At 69.5% G+C, this 1,961-nt stretch carries 1 protein-coding gene; it reads left to right on the top strand.

Going from position 1 to position 1,961, the window contains the following annotated elements; genetic code table 11:
* A partial coding sequence (locus HUA75_RS45890) for an amino acid adenylation domain-containing protein (RefSeq protein WP_174490118.1) occupies nucleotides 1-1,961 on the top strand: 1,961 nt, incomplete at both ends.

Genomic DNA, 1,961 nt, shown 5'->3' with positions numbered 1-1,961 from the left:
CGCCAGCACCACCTCACCCTCAATGCACTGGTCCAGGCCGCTTGGACGCTGGTGCTCTCACGTCACACCGGTGAGCAGGACATCCTCTTCGGCGCCACCACCTCGGGTCGCTCCGCCGACGTCGCCGGCATCGAGCACGCCGTCGGCCTCTTCATCAACACACTGCCCGTCCGCATCTTCGTCGACGAAGACGCCACCGCGCTCTCCTGGCTCCAGCAGCTCCACACCCAGCAGCTCGAGCTGCGCCAGTTCGAGCACACGCCGCTGACCCACCTCCAGCGGTGGAGCGACGTGCCGCGTGGCACGCCCCTCTTCGAGTCCCTCTTCATCGTCGAGAACTTCCCCGTCGACGCCGCCGTCAACTCGGCCAGCGCCGAGCTGGGCATCCGCGACTTCAGCGCGCGTGAGCAGGCCGATACCCCACTGGAGGCGTACGTCATCCCCGGGGACGCCCTGGAGCTGCGCCTGCTCTTCGACGCCGCGCGCTTCGAGCCCTCCACCCCCGAGCGCCTCCTGCGCCACTGGAGCGTCGCGCTCCAGGCCCTCATCTCCAGTCCCGACGCACGCCTGGGGACACTCTCCCTGGTGACGGGAGAGGAGCGCGAGCAGGTCCTTCGCTCCTTCAACACCTCTTCGCGCCACTTCGACTCGGCCTGCCTCCACCTCCAGTTCGAGGCACAGGCCGCGCTCACCCCCGACGCCACCGCGCTGTCCTTCGGTGACGTCTCGCTCTCCTACCGCCACCTCCACCAGCGCGTCCTTCGTCTCTCCCACCGACTCCAGTCCCTCGGCCTCCGCCCGGACGCCCCCGTCGGTCTCTTCGTCCACCGCTCCGCCGACATGGTCGCCGCCATGCTCGCCATCCTCCACGCGGGCGGCGCGTACGTTCCTCTCGACCCTGATTACCCCTCGGACCGCCTCTCCTGGATGCTCCAGGACTCTCGCGCTCCGTTCATCCTCACGTCGCGACGCCTCCTCGACTCACTGCCTTCCTCGGAGGCTCAGGTCCTCCTTCTCGACGAGACGGGCGACGAGGAAGCGCGGACTCCCGGCAACGCAGACGCGGCCAATCTGGCGTACGTCATCTACACGTCGGGCTCAACCGGCCGGCCCAAGGGCGTCATGGTGCCTCACCGCACCGCCGCCAACTTCTTCGCGGCCATGGATGACCGCCTGGGCACATCTCCCGGCACGTGGCTCGCCGTCACCTCCATCTCCTTCGACATCTCCGTCCTGGAGTTGCTCTGGACGCTCTGCCGAGGCTTCCATGTCGTCCTCCATGACGAGCGCGCCGCCTCTCGCCTCGGCACCGCGCTGACGCTGCCCGAGGTCCTCCGCCGCCACCCTGTCTCCCATCTCCAGTGCACGCCGTCCTTCGCTCGCGCCAGGGTGCTCGCGCACGACTCACTCGCCGCGCTCGCGTCCCTCCGCTACCTCCTCGTCGGCGGTGAGGCGCTTCCCGGCCCTCTCGCCTCCCAGCTTCGCGCCGCGCTCCCTCGCTCCACCCTGCTCAACATGTATGGTCCGACGGAAACCACCGTCTGGTCTTCCGCTCACCCCGCTTCCCCCGCCGACGAAGGCGCAGCCACCCTTCCCATCGGCACGCCTCTCACCAACAACCGTCTCTTCGTCCTCGACGCCTCCGGCCAGCCCTGCCCCATCGGCTCGCCCGGCGAGCTCTTCATCGCGGGCGAAGGTGTCGTGCGCGGCTACTTCGGCCGCCCCGACCTCACCGCTGAGCGCTTCCTCCCCGACGCCTTCTCCGGCATCCCTGGCGCGCGCCTCTACCGCACCGGTGACCTTGCTCGCTGGCGCCCTGACGGCTCGCTCGACTTCCTCGGCCGCGCCGACTTCCAGGTGAAGCTGCGCGGCTTCCGCATCGAACTGGGCGAAGTCGAAGCCGTCCTCTCACGCCACACCTCCGTCCTCCAGGCCGTCGCGGGCGTCCACCTCGACGCCTC

It is taken from the genome of Myxococcus sp. CA040A, from assembly GCF_013336725.1.
Lineage (GTDB): Bacteria > Myxococcota > Myxococcia > Myxococcales > Myxococcaceae > Myxococcus > Myxococcus llanfairpwllgwyngyllgogerychwyrndrobwllllantysiliogogogochensis.
Note: the sequence above shows the minus strand (reverse complement) of the source record. Positions and strands in the feature narration are given on the sequence as shown.